This window comes from Rhodococcus sp. USK13 (genome assembly GCF_018343855.1).
Taxonomy (GTDB): Bacteria; Actinomycetota; Actinomycetes; order Mycobacteriales; family Mycobacteriaceae; genus Rhodococcus_F; species Rhodococcus_F oxybenzonivorans.
Genome location: NZ_CP069242.1, coordinates 5814561 through 5832996 on the forward strand (window position 1 = coordinate 5814561; position 18436 = coordinate 5832996).

An 18436-nucleotide genomic window follows, 5' to 3' on the forward strand; every position below is an offset into this window, starting at 1 on the left:
CTGTCAACGGCGATGTAGATAGATCGCCGATCGCGCCCCGCACTGCATTCAGTCGATTTTCAACTCACACGTTGACAAAGTGCGCGACCGGCTGCGACCATGGCAACAACGAATAATCAACGCGAACGTTGAACGAGTCGTCATCGCTTGATTCTCTGCCGCTACAACGTTCGGCCCCCGCGAGAGGTAGTCAGATATGCAGACAGCCAGTCCGGTCACATCCGCAACCGCGACCGAGTCGAGTCAGTTCAACCCGGATCGCCTCAGTGAGTCCGAGGTACGGACTGCGGTTTCCATCGCGAATGTCCCCGCTCTGCTCATGGTGGTCTACCAAATGACCGGAGACGGGAAGTGGCTCGAGCAGCCCTACCGCCCCACACGCGGCAAGGGTCTCGGCGACCACGACTCCGGAGGACTCACCGAGGAGATCCAGGAGGAAATTCGCCAGGCGGCAGTGCACGCAATCCTGGACTTCCAGGCCGGAGTCAAGCCCGCGATCGAGGCACCGACAGCTGAACAGACAGTCCGGATGATCAGCGTCTGCATGGGCGAGCCAGTCGCAGACCAGTACGGTCCGATGTTGTCGCTGGAGCTGGCGCGACGCGCAGCGCCGAACGCCCCCGAGCTCGCACTCCCCCCCGTCGATCCACCCGTCGGATTCAACGTCATCGTGATCGGCACGGGTGTCGCCGGCATCGCAGCAGCTCATCAGCTCGAAGACATGGGCATCGATTACATAATTCTCGAAAAGCAACCGGAAGCCGGTGGCAACTGGTGGCAGAACACTTACCCCGGCGCCGGCGTCGACACCCCCAGCCACCTGTATTCCTTTTCGTTCGCCAAGAACGACTGGAACACCCACTTCGAACTACGCAACGAACTGCAGGAGTACTTTGGGCGCGTCCTCAAGGAGGTCGGCGGCAACGAACGAGTCCGGTACAACACCGAAGTTCTCGCCGCGACCTACGACGAGACGTCACGAGGGTGGCACGTTGAGGTACGAAACGCTGACGGATCGATCGAGACCTTGCGCTCCAATGTCGTCATCAGTGCTGTCGGTGTTCTCAATCGGCCGGTAACACCGAATCTCCCCGGCATGGAGAGCTTCCGCGGAACGAGTTTCCACTCAGCGAACTGGCCCGAAGGACTCGAGGTCGAAGGCAAGCGGGTCGCCATCGTCGGTACCGGCGCCAGCTCGATGCAGATCACTCCCGCCATCGCGGATCGGGTCGAGCACCTGACGGTCTTTCAGCGCTCACCACAATGGGTGGCACCCTTCGAGAAGTTCCGGATGCCCATCCCTACGGAACTTCGGCGACTGTTGCAGTCGTGCTCCCTTTATCACAGCTGGTACTGGATTCGACTGTTCTGGCAGTTCGGCGACAAGGTCATCGAATCCCTGCGCGTCGATCCCGAGTGGGAACACCCCGAGCGGTCTGTCAACGCTCGGAATGATGCGCACCGTGAGTACTTCACTCGGTACATCACTGCACAGGTCGGCGACCGTACCGACCTCCTCGACAAGGTGATGCCCGACTACCCACCGTTCGGCAAGCGCATCCTGCTCGACAACGGTTGGTACGAGGCCCTGCGTCGGGACAACGTCGACCTCGTCAACGAATCGGTCGCCGCCGTGACCGAGACGGGACTCGTCAGCGCATCCGGAGCCGAGATCGACGCCGACATCATCGTCTGGGCTACGGGGTTCGAGGCCGCCCGCTTCGTCTCCTCGCTGGATGTGCGCGGAGTCGATGGACTGTCCCTGCGAGAAGCATGGAATGATGACGACCCACGGGCGTACCTGGGCGTCTCGGTTCCCCAGTTCCCCAACTTCTTCATGCTCGGCGGCCCAAACTCCTTCCCCGGTAGCGGCAGCTTCATGTTCTTCATGGAAGTTCAAATGCGGTACATCCGGGGCCTACTGACCAAAATGTTCGAACATGACATCGCCGCCATCGACGCACGAACCGATGCAACCGAAGAGTACAACGAGCTCGTCGACACCACCCACGACCGCACCGTCTGGACCCACCGTGGGATGTCGACCTACTACCGCAACTCGCGCGGACGAGTCGTCTTCGTCATGCCGTTCCTCAACGTCGAGTACTGGGAGATGACCCGACGGCCCGACCTGGAGAACTACACAGTCAGATGATGGTCGAACACCTGTGAGGGACTGAAGTCCGCCGCGCGCGACTCACCCCGAAGCCGGTGCCGGTGCTGAAAACAGTCACACCGGCGCCGGCATTGAGGCGTACCGATGTTGACCACCGGACATCCCAGTGAAGTCCGCCTGGAAATGGTCACCCTCCGTTGACCGCTCAGTCCCGGTCTTCTGTGTGATCAGCATCCGTGCTGTGGTCAACGGACGGCTCCCCGAGGGCGTCGACTGCCGGATCGAACCTCAGCGAAGCGCCGTACTGATGTGCTTCGCGTGGTACCTATTCGGACCGAGTGCTTCGAGGGTCAACGCCTGACACTCGTCGTGGTAGACGGTCAGGTTGTGGAACAAAACTGCGGAACTACCCACGGAGCAACCCATCGCCTCGGCCGCGCCCATGAGTACGGCCGCCCGCTCGTACGTCTGTCGTCGGCATGCGATCCATGACAGAGCTTCCAAACAGACAGCACCGTCGAAGTCATCCTGCTGAACTGCCGCGACTTCCCTCGCCCACAATGAGTAAGATCGATATACCGACTCACCGCGGAATTTCGTGACCGCGAGTACTTGCTCATGGCAAGTGATAGCCCGAGGAGCGTCACCGTTCAGCTGGTACGCCATCCGAGCATCATTAGAGTACAGACGTGCAAGACGGAATCCTGTTCCTCCCCAAACACTCTGAGGGCTTCTTCCAAACGCGAGCATGCGCGAGGAAGATCGCGACTGTAGATCGGGTGGAGCCCATCGGCATGAGCAATCCGCGCATGAGTCAGCTCGTCCTCAGACGTGTGCGACCAGTGCCTCTCTCTCCGCGACGAAGTCAGCTGCGGCAGAGAAATCGCCCTGTACTTCGGCGAGAACGCTCGCGGCATACAAGGCCTTGACGCGTTCGGCCGTCGAATCCCGGGGTCTTGCGCGCGAGTGCACGACCGAGCCAGTTCCGTCCTTCGTTGAACCGGCCACGGGTGAGCCAGAACAGCAGCAGCGTCGCCGTCATAGTCAGGCTGGATTCGATCGCAGCATCGTCATCCCCGGCCAAGCTGAATTCCAACGCCTCTCGCAAATTCGAGTTTTGACGTTCGAGACGAGTGATCCACTCCAGTTGGTATGCACTGATCCACTCTGCCTCGGCTACCAAACGCCGATGCCAGTCGTGGTGACGCCGACGCAGGTCCACGAATTGGGCTGCCTCTTCCGCCTTCTCGCGGCCATATTCGCGGAGCGTCTCGAGCATCCGGAAGCACACTGTGGTGCCCCATTCCTCGCGAATCAGAATCGACTTGTCAACTAACGATGTCAACGCATCGAGTAGGTCTTCCGGTGACATCACCAGGCCGCAGATCCCATTCGCGTCATCCAGTTCGAACACTCCGGCGAATACCGAATCCGAGCCCATACCTGCCGTTCGCGGGGGGTGCACAGGTAATAACTCCAGTCGACCGATAGCCGCAGTGTCTGTTGCCGTGTCGGTGCACCACGACTGCCCACGGTCAGCAGTCTGTATCTGTCCGTGAGACGTTCGAGGACTTGTCGACACCGAAGCCACCCTTACCAATCTCCACAGGGTGTTCGAACCCGGCCGCAGTCAACTCCGTGGTGAGATCAACGGGCAGGTCACGTTGCGTAGCAAACGGGTCGCCCGCGACCATCCCTGCAGCTATTGCCGACGGCAACTTCGGGACAGGGCATGACGTACGAACGCCCCAGCATGATCGTGCAACATATCCCATGCGATCACCTCCCACGCTATTTCCAGATTGCGAGGTTCAGCTCTCGGATTCACCCATATCAACGGCCCCTACTGCGGACCTGGACCAAGTGCGGCGGCCGGTACCATTCCGAACACTCATTACGAGCACCGGGGAGAGTCCCCACCCCCGTTCAGCCGGTTCCGGCGGAGCATGCTCCCTGATCGCCCACCGTATTGCCATCAAGGTGATCTGCTAGCGGTCACCCCGCTGGCGCGGTAGGCCTGCGCCGATTGCGGCTCTCCTGCTGTGATCGAGGGTGGAGTTCGTCGAGGGTGAGGGCGCACGACGTTGTCCCAGTGGCGTTCTGGTTAGTTCAGGGTCAGTTGGCTACACGTGTGGGAACGGCATGCGCGAGGCCAGGATATCGAGTTGGGTGTTCGAAAAGACGGTGATCGAGGGCATCGCTTTCGACCACACGGCCACGGCGGTGGCGCGCCCGGACAGCTGCCTGGTCCGCACCTTCGTCGAGGCCGACGCCCCGCGGGTGTGCTGCCGCGGACACGGAGTCACGGTGACGCGGCGCCCTGGGACCGGCACCGCCCCCGCCCGGGCTGCGGCGGATCAGGATCGACGAGATCTCGTACAAGAAGGTCCACAAGTATTTGACGGTCGTCGTCGATCACGACGCCGGCCGGCTGGTGTCGGCGGCCCCGGGTCGTGACGCGGCCACACCGTCCGGGTTCTGCGACCTGCTCGGGGCCGAGCAGGTCGCAGAAGATCACCACGTCACCTCGGACGCGGCCGGGTGGCGTGTGGGGTAGATCTTCCGGCTCCCGGTCGAGCAGGCCGCTGCCAAACTCGACCGCTGGATCGACTGGGCCCGGGGGACGCACCCCCGATGCCGTCATCGCACTCGCGGTGCTCAGCTCGGGGGTGCGCGCCGGGTTTCCGATCAGCTCTCGAGGCACTGGCAGGCCGTACGCAATCTGCCCGCGGCGGACGAGCCGAACCTATTGGGCGAGCATGCCGGCGTCGATAAGGTGTTCGGCACCGGTGATGTAGGAGGATTCGTCCGAAGCAAGGAAGAGCACGAGATTGGACACCTCGTTAGGATCGGCGATTCTTCCCAAAGGGATCAGTCCGAGCGCGTCACCGCCCGATTCATCGGTAGCTTCCACCATCATCGGGGTTTGAATAAATCCCGGATGAACGGAATTGACCCTGATATTCTTCGGCCCATACTCTATTGCGGTTGCCTTCGTCATGCCGCGTACCGCGAATTTGCTCGCAACGTAGGCGAGGCTGGGAAATCCGTAGTTGGCCGCGATTCCGGCGATGGACGAGATGTTGACGATGGCGCCGATTCCTGCGTGTTCCATGGACGGTAGGACCGACTTCATCCCGTAGAAGACCCCGTCTTGGTTGATCGCGCACACCGTCCGATAGTCGGCCTCACTCAGTTCTGCGGTCTGTGTAACGGGTCCGAGAATACCCGCGTTGTTGACGAGGACCGTGATGTCACCAAAGGCACGGACGCCGTGTTCGACCACCTCAGCCCACGACTGCGGATCAGTGACATCGTGATGAAGGAAAAGGGCATTGCCCCCAAGATCTTCGGCCAACTCTTTGCCAGCGGCATCAGACAAGTCTGTCAAGATGACCTTGGCGCCCTCCTCGACGAATTTCCGGGCGTGGGACGCCCCCATTCCGCGGGCCGCCCCGGTGACGAGTGCGACTTTGCCGTCCAGTCTGTTCATAGGTTGATTCCTTCTGCGAGAGTGTGCGACTTCAGGACTTCGATTCGTGGCTGCAATCGAGCTGGCTGATAACTACCCGAGATCTGCAGAGTCAGCTCTGGCACCGCGAATGTGACGAGCGTCGCAGATAACTACCCACCCTGTCAACGTCAACGTAAATGTAAACATCCGGCCATAGATGCCTAGAACCCGGTTAGCCGACTACATGTGCGTCACCGACGAAGGCCGTCGCTACCTGGTGGCGGCCAGTCATTCCAAGCTTGCGGAGGATCCTCACGACATGGCCCTCGACCGTGCGGGGAGACAGGACCATCCGCGCCGCGATCTCTTTGTTCGACAGTCCATCCGCAATAAGTCGGGCGACTTCGAGTTCGCGCGGTGACAGCAGTGCGGCAGCTGACGACCCCGAAGATCTGCGCTCGGTAGGCACTTCCTCTTTCAGGGCAAACCGGACCATCTCCGGTATCGACATCTCCGCCCCACGGCGGCGACATTGTGCGAACCGCTCATCCCCGAGACCGGTGCGGGCGGCCGACTCGAACTCGGCGCGCCGCTCCACCCAATGCCGGGATCCATAAAGTTGCATGCCGAACGACTCCCACATTCGCGACGCCGCGCCGAGAAGGACCGCCGAACGTTCTTTGGACCCTGCGGCCGCCTCCGCCCAACTGAGCAGGTCAGTTACCAGCGACGTGCCGACCACGTCGTCGAGAAACTCCCTTTTCAGGGCGAGGCTTTCCATCGCACGGCGCAGTGCCTCATCGTATCGTTCATCCGCCATAGCAGCGAGACCGAGGCCATAAACGGCATAGGACAGCATCCATCGCTCCCCCGCGAGTTCTGAGTGCACACGCACAAACTCGAAATGCTCGAGCGCGCGCACAGTGTCCAGCGTGGAGCAGTAGAACATTCCCATTTCAATATGGAGTGCCCACAGCAGATCGACGTTCTCGGGCAGTTCCTTATACCTGTTCAGAGCGTCTTTGAATAGCGGTTCGGCCGAGTCGAAGTCACCGTCCAGGTAATCCTTCAGTCCTTTGGTCTGCGTTGCGAAGGCTATGGTCGCGTCGTCATCGCACGCCGAGGCGAGTCGGATCGATTCGTCGAGAACGTCGGACGCCGCCGACCGATCGCCTTGCATTGTCTGGACCAGCCCCAGGGTCGCCAGCAGCCGGCCTCGGCGAGCTGTGGGAGCGGTATCTCTCTCGGCGATACGCATCAACCACATCCGATGCTCACGCACCGAAAAGCCAGAGGACCAGAGGAACCAGGCCGTTGAGACGAGTTCGGTTGCGGTGGAGAGCATCTTGTCGCTTCCCGCCGATAGCGCGGTGTGCAAGGCCTTGCGCAGATTAGCCCGGTTGCTTCGCAGCAATTCGCCTGCCCGCTGTTGTCCGGAGCTCGCCCAGGACTCGACGGAGGACCTGACAAGCGTTGAGCACGACTCGAGGTGCCTCAGTTGTAGTGCGTCGGCTTCGGCCGGACTGAGCTTCCCGGCTCCGTATTCGCGGATCGTTTCAAGCATGCGGAATCGGGCCGAATCACCCCGCTGCTCGCGTTGCAGCAGCGATTTTCCCACGAGTGCGGAGATGCCGTCGAGGATCAATTGTGCGGGTAGGTCGTCATCGCTACACACCTGTTCGGCCATCGGTAGGTCGAACTCGTCGACGAAGACGGACAAGCGCGCCCATAGCTTTTGCTGGGCCGATGTACAGAGCTCGTAACTCCAATCGACCGTGGCCTGCAAGGTGCGATGCCGTTCGGGTCCGGACCGATTTCCGGTCGTCAGCAGCTCCAGTCGTCGATCGAGCCGCTGCTCGAGGTCTTGGACCGAAAGCACGCTCAATCGTGCGCAGGCGAGTTCGATCGAGAGCGGAATACCGTCCAGCTGGCTACATATTCGACGGACAGTGTCGCGATTGCGATCGGTGATGGAAAAGCCCGCAAGCACTGCTGCCGCTCGGCTTTCGAATAGCTGGAGGGCGGCGCCGACGGATCCGGAATCGTCGGAGCGTGTCGTCGAGAGTGGTGCCAACGTGAAAACGTGCTCGGCTGGGACAGCGAGACGTTCACGACTGGTGGCGATGATACTGACCTGCGTCGTGTGGCGAAGTAGGTAGGCGACAAGCTCCGCACAGGAATCGACGATGTGCTCACAGTTGTCGAGAATGATCAACATCTGCTTGTGCCTGAGGTAGTGAACCAAGACCTCCTCGAGCGGACGCCCAACCAGGTCGGTTTGACCGATCCCCAGTCCGTCGAGGACCTCCTGAGCAAGAAGCCCCGATGTCTTCAAAGACGCCAGTTCAATGAAGCGCACGCCGTCGGCGAATGCCCTCCGGAAGTCGGTGGCTGTCTGAACAGCGAGGCGGGTCTTTCCGATGCCGCCAGGACCGGTAATCGTAATCAGACGTGTGGTACCCAGGAGCCGCCGGAGGGCGAATAATTCCCCGTCTCGACCGACGAACCCCGTCGAGAAGGTCGGAATACTGCTGCCGTACTGGGGATACGGAGCGACTTCTAGTGGCTGGTTCGACGATTCCGACCGAATGTGGCGCACCAACTTGGCGAGGGTGTTCCGCGATCTGTCCCAACCGATAGCACGGTGAATGTCGGCGATGCTGATGTCCGGGTCTTCGGCCAGCAGGGTCCGAATCGCCGGTTCGAAGGCGTCGGCGACCGACCCCTTCCGGGGACGGTGGTCTGTGGGCGGCTCGTCATAAGCAAGTGCGCGACGAACAGTATTCCGCGACATACCAAGACTCTCGGCAATCCCCTTGATCGTTGCGCCCTTCGCGTGCAGTTCGCGTATTTCGTGCCATTCGTCGGCGTTCACGATGCCTTCCTGGGTACCCCGCGCGGCGTGGTGTCAGGGAACCCCGTCCACTGCGCCATCGTGACACTGTGCAACTACGGGGTCAAGATCTGACAGCATGTGACACGACGCCGGCCATGACGCGCAGCCCCGGCGTGAAACCGGCTCTGACCTGCACGAAGATGTCTCTCGTACGAGCCCGACTAGATGCGTAGTGGATCGCGTAGAGGAACGGGTTCCATACACGCCGCTGAGTCGGCAGAGTGATGGGCACCACACCGACGCGGAGTTCCGATGAGGAGCTGTTCCGTTAGTCGGCGGCTCAGCGCCCGGCGGATGGAGGACACTCCGCCGGCATCCGATGGAACTCCCCTGGTGTTCACGATCGAGCGAGGAACGACATGGTTGACAATGGTGACTGGTGCGAGGTGCTACCGGTTGCAGATCTCCTGGTCCGCGGGGCCCGGAGCCATCCTGACCGGGACTTGATTGTCTTCCCGGACAGCCGATACACCTACGCAGACGTGCTCGAACGGGCAACACACGTTGCGCGGGGACTCATCGCCCTCGGGGTACGTCGAGGCGACCACGTCGGTCTGCTCGCCCCGAACGGAATCGAGTTCATCGAGGGCTTCTTCGGCGCGGCGCTGATCGGCGGTGTGATCGTTCCGCTCAATGCCCGACACAAGGCCACTGAGCTCGGGTACATCGTCCGAAACGCAGACTTGGCCGCAGTGTTGACGGTGTCCGGGGATGACGCTTATGTCGACTTCGTCGATGTCATGCACGACGCTCTTCCATCATTGGCCGAGGCCGCCACGGACCGGGACCTGCACCTCCCGGAGGCACCCCTGCTGCGGCAGGCGGTACTCCTCCGCGGTGAGAGCAACAACCGAGGGTTCGTCGGCCGCTCGACGCTTGATGGGTTGGCGGAGACGGTTCCCCCCTCGGATGTCGATCAGATTCGGCGGCGAGTCAGAATTCGCGACGCCGCAGCAATCTTGTACACCTCGGGCACAACGGCGAACCCCAAAGGGTGCATCCTTACCCATGAGGCTTTGACCCGCGGACCAGTCGAGCGCGCCGGCAAACGGCTCGTGACGGACGACCGTCACATCAGCTGGGCAGGTGGACCGCTGTTCCACATCGCCGCACTCTCGCCACTGATCGGGGCGATGGGTGCCGGAGGCACCTATGTCACCGACGTCTATTTCGAGCCCGGTCGTGCCCTCGCACTGATGAAGCGGGAGCGCCCGACCACCGTCTGGCCGTGGTTCCCCGCGATGATGCAATCGTTGATGGACCACCCGTCATTCGACGCATCAGTGCTCGACTCACTTCGCTATCTATTCTTGATTGGACCTCGCGTGCTGATCGAGCAGGTGCAGCAAACCTTCCCGTCCGCGGAACTCGTGGCCGCGTGCGGGATGACCGAAACCGCTGGCATCTACGCGCTCAGCGAGCGATCCGACACCATCGCCGACCGATCGGGAACCCAGGGCAAGGCCGCCCCTGGAATCGAGCTGCGCATCGTCGATCCCGACACCGGCGCCGAACAACCTCAGGGCACCCCGGGCGAAATGCTCGTGCGCGGGTATTGCGTCACGGAAGGCTATTACAAGGATCCGATCAAGACAGCAGCTGCCATCGACACGGATGGGTGGTTCCACACCGGCGATTTGTACAGCCGGACAGAGACGGACTGCCTCGTGTTCCACGGCAGGCTGAAGGACATGCTCAAGGTCGGCGGCGAGAACGTTGCCGCCATCGAGGTCGAAGCCTTCCTGTGTGAGCATCCGGCCGTCAAGACCGCTGCCGTGATCGGCCGACCCGACGAGCGTCTCGACGAGGTTCCGGTGGCGTTCATCGAAATTCGCGCAGGCCACAATGTCGAGCCCGATGAACTGATCGAGTTCTGCCAAGGCAGGATCGCCCGGTACAAGGTCCCCCGCGCGGTGCACCTCGTCCAACCCGATGACTGGCCGATGTCCGCGACCAAGATCAACAAGCGCGCACTCGCAGAGCGCCTCACGGAAATAGAAACCGGCGTCGGCGCGCTCTAATCCTGATCCGTAGTTATTCATCCACAGTACGACCATCCCGAATCATGTCTGGAGAAGTTCGTGACAACCCCTGAACAAAACATAGAAATCGCGAACAATTTCGCCAAGGTGTTCTCGACAGGAGACGTGGACGCCATCCTCGACTGCCTCCACCCCGATGCCACGTACTGGGTGTCCGGTCAGATCGAGGGAATGTCGGGCACCTACGACAAGAAGCGACTTGGTGAACTCCTCCGCGGTGTGACAAGCATCTACAAAGAAGGCGCGCTGCAGATTACACCTACAGGTGCAGTCGCCCAGGGTGACCGGGTTGCCGTCGAGGCGGAGTCCTACGCAGAACTCAACAATGGCCGCGTCTACAAAAACCAATATCACTTCTTATTCGAAATCGCTGACGGAAAAATCATTCACGTCAAGGAGTACATGGACACCAAACACGCTTACGACATCTTCTACTCCTGAGCTGACCCGCCCGGCGAGGCGCGGGTGCCCCAAAGTCCTCGCCCAGAAACACCCTCCCCCGATGAAAGGACAGAACAATGGCAATGGAAACAGGACTGATCGTCCACCCGTACATGCGCCCCGAACGAACCGCGCGCCAGACGTTCGATTGGTGCGTACAGCAGGCCATCGAGACCGACGAGATCGGCTTCGATTCGATCATGTTCTCCGAGCATGCCTCACAGCGTTGGGAGAATATCCCCAACCCGGAGTTGATCATCGCCGCGGCCGCACGCCAGACCGAGCGGATCAAGTTTGCGCCGATGGCTCACATCCTTCCCCACCACAATCCGGCGAAGCTCGCGATCATGGTCGGCTGGCTGTCTCAGATCCTCGAGGGCCGGTACTTCCTCGGCGTCGGTGCCGGCGCCTACCCGGACGCCTCCTACATTCATGGCATCAAGAACGGTGAAGACACCCAGTTCACCAACGAGATGGTCCGCGAGTCCCTCGACATCATGGAGAAGATCTGGAAGCGCGAGCCCTTCTTCTACGAGGGACGTTTCTGGAACGCCGGCTACCCGGAAGAGAAGCACGGCGACGAGGGCGACGACCAGCACAAGCTGGCCGACCTCAGTCCCTGGGGTGGTGCACCGGAAATCGCCGTGACCGGATTCAGCGCCAAGTCACCGTCGATGAAATTCGCCGGCGAACGCGGATTCCGGCCGATGTCGATCTTCTCCGGGCTGGACGCCCTGAAGATGCACTGGGACATCTACTCCACCGCCGCGGAGGCCAATGGACACGTCGCTGACCGTTCGCGCTATCACGTGTCCCAGACGGTGTTCGTCGCCGACACGGACAAAGAGGCGAAGCGGCTTGTGATGGAAGGGCCGATCGGATACTGCTTCGAGCGCTACCTCATTCCGATCTGGTGGCGATTCGGGATGATGGACGGATTCATCAAGGACGCCGGAGCGGACAGGGCCGACGTCGACCTCGAATGGGTTGTCGACAACGTGTTCTGTGTGGGCTCACCCGACACCGTGGTGGAGAAGATCAACACGTTGTTCGAGGCCAGCGGCGGATGGGGCACGCTGCAGATCGAATCCCACGACTACTCCGACGATCCCGCCCCCTGGTTCAATTCTCTCGCGATGATCCAGAGCGAAGTAGCGCCGAGGATTTCCCTTCCGCAGCCCGCCGTCTCCGCCGGATAACAAAGTCGAACTAGAGACCGGGGGCCTGCTCCGCGCACCGGATCAGGCCCCCGGCAGCTGGTCTCCAGACCACTCACTCGATTTCGAGCCACGAACACAACGGCCGATCGGAGCGTGGGGGAATCGCCAGTTCGCCAGGACGCGGAAGTCAGGAATTCGGCTCGTTGCGGTAACCGCTTCCCCTCGATCAACGGCATTCACATCTTGCGCTAGGACGGCTACCAGGCGTCGCCTCTGACACCGCACTGGAATTTCGTGAACAAACGTCGAGACATATAGGAGCAGGCATCAGCATGGCAACGATCAAAACCCGCGGAGCGATCCTGCGCGAACAGCCAGGTAAGTTCGAGATCGTCGAACTGGATCTCGACGAGCCTCGGCAGGGCGAACTACTTATCAAGATGGCAGCATCCGGTCTCTGCCACACCGAGGCCAGCATCGCCGCCGGGCACATGGGCATCGGCCACTTTCCGATGTGTGTCGGACACGAAGGAGCCGGCGTCGTGGAGATGGTCGGCCCCCATACTCCCGGCTGGGAGGTCGGCGACCATGTCGTACTTTCCTGTTTACCGCAGTGCGGACGCTGCAAGATGTGCGCAACAGGCCACGGCAACCTCTGCGACCTCGCACAGCACTTGATGCTCGGCTCCCGATTCGATGACCCCCAGAGCTGGCGGATGTCCCTCGACGGTAAACCGGTCGGTCAGTGGTGTGGTGTTTCTACGTTCTCCGAATACACCACGGTAGGTGTGGTGTCCGCAGTCAAGATCGACAAAGCCATCCCCCTTGACAAGGCCTGCTTAGTGGGGTGCGGCGTCAACACGGGTTGGGGATCCGGTTTCAACATGGCGCAGCCGGTCCCCGGCGACACCGTGATCGTCATGGGCATCGGTGGCATCGGCGCCTTCGCCTTGCAAGGAGCCCGTCACGGCGGTGCTACCAACGTCATTGCAGTCGATCCAGTGGAATTCAAGCGATCGACGGCTCTCGAGATCGGCGCGACACACGCCGCCGCCGATATGACCGAGGCGACCGAGATCGCCCGAAGCTTGACCAACGGGCAAGGCGCGGCGGCAACCATCGTCACCGTCGGCACCCTCGAGCCTGAACACATCACCGAAGCCTTCGACTCCGTCGCGAAGCGCGGCACCGTCGTACTCACTGCGCTTGGCGACTCGGCGCACATCGGACTGCCGATTTCTCCCTTCGAGCTGACGCTCTATCAGAAGCGAATTCAGGGATCGATGTTCGGCGGAGTATCCCCGATGTGGGACGTCACCAAGATGCTTGACATGTATTCGGCCGGTCAGCTCAAACTCGACGAAATCATCACTCGCACCTACTCCCTCGACGAACTCGATCAGGGGTACGCCGACATGCACGCTGGCCTCAACATCCGCGGCGTCATCATCTACTGATCCTCCGATGCCGCTAGCTCCAGCGACGCAGACCTCGAGCGGCATGCATGCCGGAACCAACCCGGGCACGTCGACAACTGTATCCGGGTCGGTTTCGGCAGTCATCGTTTGAATAACGACTTCATAAGATGTCCAAGAACCCCTCTGGCACTCGTACTTGCATCGTCACCCTATTCGGCAATTCATCGCTTCTTGTCCTGCCCGACAGCGGTCGCCGACTCCTGATTGCGACGCACTGCACCCTCGCGTATGAGGAAACTCGCATAACTTTTCGAAGGGATCAATATGACCGACGCGGTACTCGTCGATGTCGTCCGCCTCGCCTCCGGTAAGGGCAAGCCGGGCGGCGCGCTGTCCGGCACCCACCCGGTCGAACTCCTCGCGCACGTGCTGCGCAGCCTGGTCGAGCGCAACGGCATCGACCCCGCGCTGGTCGACGATGTCATCGGCGGCTGCGTTTCTCAAGTCAGTGAGCAGGCGGTGAACATTTCGCGTACCGCACTACTGTCGGCCGGGTTCCCTGATTCGGTCCCGGCCACCACCATCGACCGCCAGTGCGGTTCGAGCCAGCAGGCGGCGCACTTCGCCGCGCAGGGCGTCATCGCCGGCGCCTACGACATCGTGATCGCTGCGGGTGTCGAGTCGATGTCCCGCGTGCCGATGGGCACGACGACCCTCGGGCAGGACACGTCCGGCCCGGGCATCGCGGCCCGTTACCCCGAGGGCCTGGTCAACCAGGGAATCTCGGCCGAACTGATCGCCGCCAAGTGGAAGTTCGACCGCGACACCCTCGACGCCTACTCGGCCGAGTCGCATCGCCGCGCCGCCGACGCCGCCGCGAAGGGGTTGTTCGACAAGGAGATCTTGCCGATCGAGGTGACCAACGCGGCCGGTGAGACGGTGACGCACCTCGTCGACGAGACCGTGCGCGCCTCGACCACCGCCGAGGGGCTGTCCGGGCTGAAGTCGTCGTTCTACTCCGAAAAGTACGCGGCCCGGTTCCCCGAGGCGCAGTGGCACATCACCCCGGGCAACTCGTCCCCGCTGACCGACGCTGCGTCCGGCGCACTGATCATGAGCGAGGAGATGGCCGCCAAGCTGGGCCTGACCCCGCGGGCACGGTTCCACTCGTTCGCCGTTGCGGGCGATGACCCGGTCTTCATGCTCACCGCCCCGATCCCGGCGACGAAGAAGATCCTCGCGAAGTCGGGGCTGAGCATCGACGACATCGACGCCTACGAGGTCAACGAGGCGTTCGCCCCGGTGCCGCTGGCGTGGGCACACGAGTTCGGTGCCGACCCGGCCAAGCTGAACCCCCGCGGCGGTGCGATCGCCCTCGGCCACGCGCTCGGCTCCTCGGGCACCCGCCTGCTCGGCACACTGGTCAACCAGCTCGAGGCCACCGGCGGACGCTACGGCCTGCAGACGATGTGCGAAGGCGGTGGGCTGGCCAACGCCACCATCATCGAACGCATCTGACCCCGACGCCCAGCGGTGCTTCCACCGGCGGCCAAGACCCTCGATCCAGAAGACAAGCAGCGGCACTGGGCGTCCAACTCTTCGTCATACACGGCCACAACTATTCACGGTCGGCAATGCATCAGTTGTCCAGAACAGAGGAGAACCAATGAACATCACCGAAGCCGTTGCCGTTGTCGCCGGTGGAGCATCCGGCCTCGGCAATGCCACCGCCCGCACCTTGCACGAGCGTGGAGCACACGTCGTATTGCTGGATCTGCCATCCTCCGGAGGAGACGTCGCTGCGAAAGAGATAGGCAAGCGCGCCTACTTCGTGGCCGCCGACGTCACCTCCTCTGGTGACGTCCTGTCGGCGATCGACTTCGCCGCATCCCTCGGTGATTTGCGGGTGGTAGTCAATTGCGCTGGCGTGGGAACACCAGGCAAGGTTCTCGGAAAGAGCGGACCCCTTCCGCTCTCAGATTTCGAGCGGGTAATTCGCATCAACTTGATCGGAACTTTCAACGTGCTTCGACTTGCAGCCGAGAGGATTGCGCAGACCGAGCCGGTGGACGGCGAGCGTGGCGTCATCATCGACACCGCATCCGTAGCAGCATTCGACGGTCAGATCGGTCAACCGGCGTACGCGGCATCGAAAGGTGGAGTCGCGGCAATGACCTTGCCGATTGCTCGCGAACTTGCGCGCCATCTCATCCGAGTAGTCACCATCGCACCCGGAATCTTCGAAACGCCGATGCTGGCCGGACTTCCCGCGGATGCGCAAACCTCACTCGGCAAGCAAGTTCCACACCCATCTCGCCTCGGCCGAGCCACCGAGTACGCGGCTCTCGCGGCTCATATCGTCGACAACGCCATGCTCAACGGTGAAACCATCCGCCTCGATGGGGCCATCCGCATGGCACCGAAGTAGACAGCGGCTCTATCACTTGGGCGGCGTAGTCGGACTTCGAGGTCAACGTGATAACTGCTGCCGACGGCCGGACCGCCGTGAGGAAATCGGCGATTTCGGTGCCGGCTTCTGCCTCGCCTGGGCCGACGGAACCATCGACCCGGAACTGCTCGCCGAGGTCGTACGCGGAAGATCCTCTCCGAACCGCACTCGACCAGTACGGTGATCTGATCCGCTGAACGAGGAGGAACTCCGTGCGACGCACACTCCCTGCCATCCTGATCGCCGCTGTGACCGCCCTGTCCCTGGCAGGATGCAGCAATTCCGACTCCGGCCCGGTCATCGACCAGGTGCGCGAGGCGGGCGTCCTGAAGGTAGGCACCGAGGGCACCTACACCCCGTTCAGCTATCAGGGCCCCGACGGTCAGCTCACCGGCTATGACGTCGAGGTCATCCGCGCCGTCGGTGACAAACTCGGTGTGTCCGTTGAGTTCACCCAGACTCCGTGGGACTCCATCTTCGCCGGTCTGGAAGCGAGGCGGTACGACCTGGTCGCCAACCAGGTCACCGTGAACGACGAGCGCACCCAGAAGTACGACCTGTCGACGCCGTACACAGTGTCGGAGGGTGTGATCGTGACCCGCGCCGACGACAACTCGATCACCGGACTCGACGATCTGAACGGAAAGACCGCAGCACAATCCGCGACCAGCAACTGGGCTCAGGTCGCAAGGGACGCCGGGGCAAACGTCGAGTCCGTGGAGGGCTTCGTACAAGCGATCACACTTCTGAAGGACGGACGGGTCGACGCCACCGTCAACGACAACCTCGCCGTCGCGGAGTATCAGAAGCAGACGAATGACGCGGGCGTGAAGATCTCGGCCGAGACCGGCGACACGAGCGAACAGGCCTTCGCTGCCCGGAAGGACAGCGGCCTGATGCCCGACATCGACAAGGCGCTCGCCGAACTGCGTGCCGACGGCACACTGGCGAAAATCTCGGACAAGTACTTCGGCACCGACGTGTCAGCGCCGAGTAACTGAGCCGGCACGCACGAGGAGCGCCGGAGTGGACGACGCAACGATCCAACTGATCCTGGACAACCTGTGGCCGATGCTGAAGGCCACACTCACCATGACGATTCCGCTGACTATCGTCAGCTTCACCATCGGTTTGGTCATTGCCCTGCTCGTCGCGCTGGCCAGAATCTCCTCGATCACGCAGTTGGCGATCGCGGCCCGCTTCTACATCTCGATCATCCGGGGCACACCGTTGCTGGTGCAGCTGTTCATCGTCTTCTACGCGTTGCCGCAATTCGGGGTGACGCTCGAACCGTTCCCGGCGGCGGTGATCGCGTTCAGCCTCAACGTCGGGGGTTACGCCGCGGAAGTCATTCGTTCGGCGATCCTGTCCATCCCGAAAGGTCAGTGGGAAGCTGCCCAGACCATCGGCATGGGATACACCACGACGTTGCAGCGGATTGTGCTCCCCCAGGCCGCCCGGGTCGCCGTTCCGCCGCTGTCCAACACGCTCATCTCGCTGGTCAAGGACACCTCCCTGGCCTCGACGATCCTCGTCACCGAACTGCTGCGCGTCGCGCAACTCGCCGCCGCACCCACGTTCGACTTCTTCGCCCTGTACGGTGTCGCCGCGCTGTACTACTGGGCGATCTGCATCGTCCTCTCGGCCGTTCAGGGCCGACTCGAGGCCCGACTCGACAGGTATGTGGCCAGATGACCGACACCCGCACCCCGCTGCTCCACGTTTCCGGCGTCGAGAAATCGTTCGGTGAACATCGCGTGCTGCGCGACATCAGCTTCGAGGTCCTGCCCGGCACCGTCACCGTGATCATCGGGCCGTCCGGTTCGGGAAAGACCACGGTGTTGCGAACACTCAATGCGCTGGACCGCGCGGACGCCGGCGTGATCTCGATCGGTGAGGTGTCGGTCGACTTCGCTGCCCAGGTGGACCGGTCCACCCTGGCTCGGTTCCGGGCACAGAGCGGCATGGTTTTCCAGGCCCACAACCTGTTTCCGCACAAGACGGTGCTTCAGAACGTCACCGAGGGTCCGGTGGTCGTCCAGAAGCGGCCGAGAGACGAAGCGCGCGCCGACGCTCTGGCACTGCTCACCCAGGTGGGACTGGAGGACAAGGCGGATCAGTACCCGTACCAACTCTCGGGTGGCCAGCAGCAGCGCGTCGGAATCGCCAGGGCGCTCGCGCTGAAGCCCAAACTGATGTTGTTCGACGAACCGACGTCCGCACTCGACCCCGAACTCGTCGGCGAGGTCCTACGCGTGATCCGCGATCTCGCGACCGAGGGCTGGACCATGGTGATCGTGACTCACGAAATCCGGTTCGCGCAGCAGGTGGCCGATCAGGTCCTGTTCATCGACGGCGGCGTCGTTCTCGAACGCGGTACGGCGAAGGACCTACTGACGAACCCGACCGGACAGCGGCTACGGCAATTCCTGCACCGCATCCTCGATCCGCTCTGATGGG

At 62.1% G+C, this 18436-nt stretch carries 12 protein-coding genes and 2 pseudogenes; 11 read left to right on the plus strand and 3 right to left on the minus strand.

All coding sequences use genetic code 11. From position 1 onward, the window contains the following. Positions 1 to 196 precede the first annotated feature (196 nt). Complete coding sequence (locus tag JQT59_RS29210) at positions 197 to 2155, plus strand: NAD(P)/FAD-dependent oxidoreductase (protein WP_213573012.1); 1959 nt, start codon at positions 197 to 199, stop codon at positions 2153 to 2155. Between the two features lie 946 nt (positions 2156 to 3101). Here JQT59_RS29210 and JQT59_RS38485 read toward each other — a convergent pair. Next, a pseudogene (locus JQT59_RS38485) lies at positions 3102 to 3691 on the minus strand (ATP-binding protein); the annotation flags it as partial. Between the two features lie 643 nt (positions 3692 to 4334). On the opposite strand from JQT59_RS38485, the pseudogene JQT59_RS38490 reads away from it, so the two are divergent. Next, a pseudogene (locus tag JQT59_RS38490) lies at positions 4335 to 4661 on the plus strand (transposase); the annotation flags it as partial. Between the two features lie 201 nt (positions 4662 to 4862). Here JQT59_RS38490 and JQT59_RS29225 read toward each other — a convergent pair. Together JQT59_RS29225 and JQT59_RS29230 are read right to left on the minus strand one after the other, a co-directional pair. Continuing rightward, on the minus strand, positions 4863 to 5609 hold the full coding sequence (locus tag JQT59_RS29225; RefSeq protein WP_208962294.1) for a glucose 1-dehydrogenase: 747 nt from the start codon (positions 5607 to 5609) through the stop codon (positions 4863 to 4865). A gap of 193 nt (positions 5610 to 5802) precedes the next feature. Continuing rightward, a complete protein-coding gene (locus JQT59_RS29230; RefSeq protein ID WP_213573014.1) occupies positions 5803 to 8445 on the minus strand; it encodes a LuxR C-terminal-related transcriptional regulator in 2643 nt (880 codons plus the stop codon). Positions 8446 to 8825: 380 nt separating this feature from the next. On the opposite strand from JQT59_RS29230, the gene JQT59_RS29235 reads away from it, so the two are divergent. The 9 genes from JQT59_RS29235 (at position 8826) to JQT59_RS29275 (ending at position 18432) form a co-directional block, all read left to right on the plus strand. Then, positions 8826 to 10487: a class I adenylate-forming enzyme family protein gene (locus JQT59_RS29235; protein WP_213573015.1), complete on the plus strand. Its 1662-nt coding sequence runs from the start codon at positions 8826 to 8828 to the stop codon at positions 10485 to 10487. 60 nt (positions 10488 to 10547) lie between these two features. After that, complete coding sequence (locus JQT59_RS29240) at positions 10548 to 10949, plus strand: nuclear transport factor 2 family protein (protein WP_213573016.1); 402 nt, start codon at positions 10548 to 10550, stop codon at positions 10947 to 10949. Positions 10950 to 11026: 77 nt separating this feature from the next. Then, positions 11027 to 12148: an LLM class flavin-dependent oxidoreductase gene (locus JQT59_RS29245; RefSeq protein WP_249353940.1), complete on the plus strand. Its 1122-nt coding sequence runs from the start codon at positions 11027 to 11029 to the stop codon at positions 12146 to 12148. A 302-nt stretch (positions 12149 to 12450) separates the two neighbouring features. Continuing rightward, positions 12451 to 13566 carry an NDMA-dependent alcohol dehydrogenase gene (locus tag JQT59_RS29250; RefSeq protein WP_213578200.1) on the plus strand — a complete coding sequence of 372 codons (1116 nt, stop codon included), beginning with the start codon at positions 12451 to 12453 and terminating at the stop codon, positions 13564 to 13566. A gap of 285 nt (positions 13567 to 13851) precedes the next feature. Continuing rightward, complete coding sequence (locus JQT59_RS29255; protein ID WP_213573017.1) at positions 13852 to 15045, plus strand: thiolase family protein; 1194 nt, start codon at positions 13852 to 13854, stop codon at positions 15043 to 15045. Positions 15046 to 15193: 148 nt separating this feature from the next. Beyond that, complete coding sequence (locus tag JQT59_RS29260; RefSeq protein WP_213573018.1) at positions 15194 to 15955, plus strand: SDR family NAD(P)-dependent oxidoreductase; 762 nt, start codon at positions 15194 to 15196, stop codon at positions 15953 to 15955. 233 nt (positions 15956 to 16188) lie between these two features. Beyond that, entirely contained in the window at positions 16189 to 16977 is a 789-nt protein-coding gene (locus JQT59_RS29265; RefSeq protein ID WP_213573019.1) for an amino acid ABC transporter substrate-binding protein, read from the plus strand. A gap of 25 nt (positions 16978 to 17002) precedes the next feature. Beyond that, positions 17003 to 17671: an amino acid ABC transporter permease gene (locus JQT59_RS29270; protein ID WP_213573020.1), complete on the plus strand. Its 669-nt coding sequence runs from the start codon at positions 17003 to 17005 to the stop codon at positions 17669 to 17671. Next, complete coding sequence (locus tag JQT59_RS29275) at positions 17668 to 18432, plus strand: amino acid ABC transporter ATP-binding protein (RefSeq protein WP_283254028.1); 765 nt, start codon at positions 17668 to 17670, stop codon at positions 18430 to 18432. Before JQT59_RS29270 ends, JQT59_RS29275 begins: the two co-directional genes overlap by 4 nt. Positions 18433 to 18436 lie beyond the last annotated feature (4 nt).